Source organism: Flavobacterium cyanobacteriorum (assembly GCF_002251835.1).
Lineage (GTDB): Bacteria > Bacteroidota > Bacteroidia > Flavobacteriales > Flavobacteriaceae > Flavobacterium > Flavobacterium cyanobacteriorum.
This window is the reverse complement of the sequence record NZ_NOXV01000100.1, coordinates 1-3,871: the sequence shown is the minus strand read 5'-3', so window position 1 is coordinate 3,871 and position 3,871 is coordinate 1. Positions and strand designations below refer to the sequence as shown.

Sequence of the window (3,871 nt, the reverse complement as noted above, 5' to 3'; positions counted from 1 at the left end):
TTCGTCAACCCTTTTTTATTTAACAAATAAGTTTAAACCACTTCAAAGTAGAAAATCATTCTATTGTAATATCAAAAAGTAATAATGAGGATGTATATGATTGTAAAATAACAATCAAAGGTAATTTTGAGGGTAATCAAGTTGATGTTGTAGTAACTATCTATGATGTCACTTGGGCTGGTTGTCAAACATTAAAGGCGGCAGTTAAAGTCCTTTTAGCTACGATGTAAAATTTTTCAGAGGCTTCTTACGAAGAAGCCTCTTTATTTTAAAAATAATAAATATGAATAATAAAATAATAATTATTATATGTGTTTTCATAGCACTTTCAAAATTTTCTTATAGTCAAAGTAATAAACAGATTATTGCTACATATGATTTCATTAATAAAAATGAAAATAAAATCGAGATTGTTAAGTTGTATATAGAAAATACAAAAGCTTATTCTGAATTTTTAAAATTAAAATCATCTAAAGACACTTTATATGCAGATGAATTTGAAGATATTCACTTTAAGAAAGAGCCAAACGATAGTATTGGTAAACAATATTTTTTGACAAATAAAAATATCATTTTTAGAGACCATATATATACAGAAAATAATTTTGTGCCAGTTATTGTAAATGAAAATATGCCTAATTATAATTGGAAATTAGAATCAGATACAATAAAAATAGGTAACTATTTATGTAATAAAGCTGAATTAGAATTTAGAGGAAGAAATTATAACTTTTGGTATACTACTGAAATTACTACTCAATTTGGTCCATGGAAATTTTTTGGACTTCCTGGTTTGATTATTAAAATTGAAAGTGATGACAAAACTATTCAATTTCAATTAGTTAAACTTGAATATTCTAATAAAAACAGTATTTCTATACCATATTTAGGCAAACAAATTACATTTAAAGAGTATGTTGCATTTCAAGAAAAAATAACAGATGATTTTATTGATAAGTTAAAAACCAAATTACCCCGAGGAGCATCTATTAAAGTAAATAAAGTCGACCCCACAAGTATTGAAAAAAATTATGATTAGATCATTTTTTTTGTTATTATATATTTTCTCTTCTACTAATCTATTTTCTCAAAGTATAATTAAAGGAGAAGTAAAAGACAATAATAATGAATCGATAATCTCTGCTAGCGTTATACTCAAAGATAACACTGGCAATATTATTGCTTATACTTTCACAGATGAATCGGGTAAATATGAACTAAAAACAGAAAAAACGGGTCAATTTATTTTGATTGCTTCCTCGTTAGGTTTTGAGCAAAAAATAGTCCAAATTTTAATAGAAAAAACTAATGAAACCAAAATAATAGATTTTGTCTTATCACCAAAAGTTACAGTATTAAACGAAATAATTATAGAAACTAAAAAACCTATTTTAATAAAAAACGATACTATCATTTTCAATGCAGATTCTTTTAAGCAAGGAAACGAACAAGTAGTTGAAGATTTATTAAAAAAAATACCGGGATTAAATATAGATGCAGATGGCACCATAAAAGTGGGCAACCAAGAAGTTGAAAAAGTAATGATTGATGGCGACGATATTTTTGAAAAAGGCTATAAGATACTCACCAAAAATATGCCCGTAACCCCTATTGATAAAGTAGAACTATATCAAAATTATTCAAACAATAAACATTTAAAAGGTATTGAGAATAGTGAAAAAGTGGCCTTAAACTTAACATTAAAAGAAGATGCCAAACGTGTTTGGTTTGGTAATTTAAAAGCTGGTTATGATTTAGTTTCAGAGAATCGTTATGAGTTAAGAAGTAATTTAATGAACTTTGGTAAGAAAAACAAATATTATTTTTTGACAAATCTAAACAATATAGGCGAAGATGCGACAGGCGATATTAATCATTTAATTCGTCCATTTCGTTTTGATGAACCCGCTAGTATTGGTGATAACCAATCAGTCAGCACATTGTTAGGTTTAGGTTTTGACACACCAAACCTTAAACAAAAGCGAGTAAATCTCAACAATGCCGAAATGCTCTCTTTAAACAGTATTTTTTCATTATCAGATAAGGTTAAACTCAAAACATTAGGCTTTTTGAACACAGACGAAGTTGATTTTTTTAGAAATAGTTTTCAAACTTTTAGTATTGGCAATACAACATTTACAAATACTGAAGATTTTATAGGTAGAAAAACACAATTAACAGGTTTTGGAAAAATAGATTTAACCTACGATGTTTCAAAAACTAAAACTTTTGAATACACAGGAAAATTTAACAAAACAAATGAGAAAAATAGAAGTAATTTGTTATTCAACAACGATTTACTAAACGAACGATTAAACGCAAACAATCAACTTTTTGACCAAAAAGTAGTTTACACCAATAAATTTAAAGACAACAAAGTTTTCTTGTTATCAGGTCGATACATCAACGAAAAAACACCGCAAAATTATGCAGTCAATCAATTTATTTTTAATGACCTGTTTACAGAAAATGCCAATAATACCAAACAATTTAGCGAAAACAAAATGCAATATGCAGGTATTGAAGCGCACTTATTAGACAAAAAGAAAAACGGCGATTTATTGGAGTTAAAAATCGGCAATCAATTAAGAATAGATGATTTAAACACGCGTTTTGAGTTGTTGCAAGACGATAACAATCTCTCTTTTCCAAATGGTTATCAAAATAATTTAACTTATACTACCAACGATTTGTATTTATCCGCTAAGTATCGTTTTAAGCTCAAGAATTTCACTTTACTAACTCAAGCAGATGCTCATCAATTATTCAATCAATTAGAAAATTTCAATGTTAAATCTAATCAAAATCCGTTTTTCATTATGCCTAAAATTGGTTTAGATTGGAAAATTAACGATAAGAATAAAATCCTTACGTCATACTCTTATAACACTACAAATGCTGGGGTTTTAGATGTCTATTCTGGTTTTGTGCAAACTGGCTTTCGTTCATTTTCAAAAGGTTTAGAAGCATTTAATCAGTTAAATGCATCAAGTGTAATCTTAAATTATACTTATGGCAGTTGGGGCGACAAGTTTTTTGCTAATACTTTTATCTTGTATTCCAAAAACAATGATTTTTTTAGCACTAATTCCACTATTGCTCAAAACTATTCACAATCTGAAAAAATAATTATCAAAGACCGTGAATTTTTATCCATTTCGTCAAATTTTGATTATTATTTTAAACCGATTAAATCAAATTTAAAAATCAATTTAGGACTTACAAAGACAAATTTTAAAAATATTGTAAACAATTCAAATTTAAGAGAAGTTAAAAACTTCAATGCAGATTATGGTTTTGAATTGCGTTCTGGTTTCAGAGGATTTTTTAATTATCATTTTGGTTCAAAATGGAATTACAACGAAGTTGAAACAACTATTAAAAATAGTTTTACCGACAATATGAGTTTTATAGATTTGTCGTTTATGTTTAGTGATAAATTTAATATTCAAGTGCAATCTGAACGTTACTTTTTTGGTAATTTAGACAAAGACAACAACAAATATTATTTCTTAGATTTAGAAGCTAGTTATGTGGTTAAAGAAAATAAACTAACATTTTTCTTGTCAGGTAATAATCTTTTTAACACAGAAACATTTAGAAATTATAGTATTTCCGATATTAACATTTCGCAAACTGAATATAGATTGATGCCGAGATATTTGCTTTTGAAGATGGAATATAGATTTTGAAATAATCTTTTTAATAAATTTGCAATCTATAACCAATTAATTTATAACATTATGGCTTCAACTTCAGAAACAGGTCACAATAAAAATGTGGCAAACTTTAACACAGCTTACCAAATTTTAGAAGAAATGGGTATGTAGACTCCCCATTTTTAGTACAGTTCTAAATTATAACATTTATT

At 27.0% G+C, this 3,871-nt stretch carries 2 protein-coding genes; both read left to right on the top strand.

From position 1 onward, the window contains the following. Window positions 1-283 precede the first annotated feature (283 nt). Complete coding sequence (locus CHU92_RS01130; RefSeq protein ID WP_094411759.1) at window positions 284-1,039, top strand: GLPGLI family protein; 756 nt, start codon at window positions 284-286, stop codon at window positions 1,037-1,039. Further along, the gene (locus CHU92_RS01125; protein ID WP_094411757.1) at window positions 1,032-3,692 is read left to right on the top strand and encodes a carboxypeptidase-like regulatory domain-containing protein; all 2,661 of its coding nucleotides are present in this window, start codon (window positions 1,032-1,034) and stop codon (window positions 3,690-3,692) included. Before CHU92_RS01130 ends, CHU92_RS01125 begins: the two co-directional genes overlap by 8 nt. The last annotated feature ends 179 nt before the right edge of the window (window positions 3,693-3,871 follow it).

Excerpts from the sequence above, each read along its gene's own strand:
- CHU92_RS01130 (WP_094411759.1), top strand. The coding sequence starts at position 284 with ATGAATAATAAAATAATAATTATTATATGTGTTTTCATAGCACTTTCA.
- CHU92_RS01125 (WP_094411757.1), top strand. The coding sequence starts at position 1,032 with ATGATTAGATCATTTTTTTTGTTATTATATATTTTCTCTTCTACTAAT.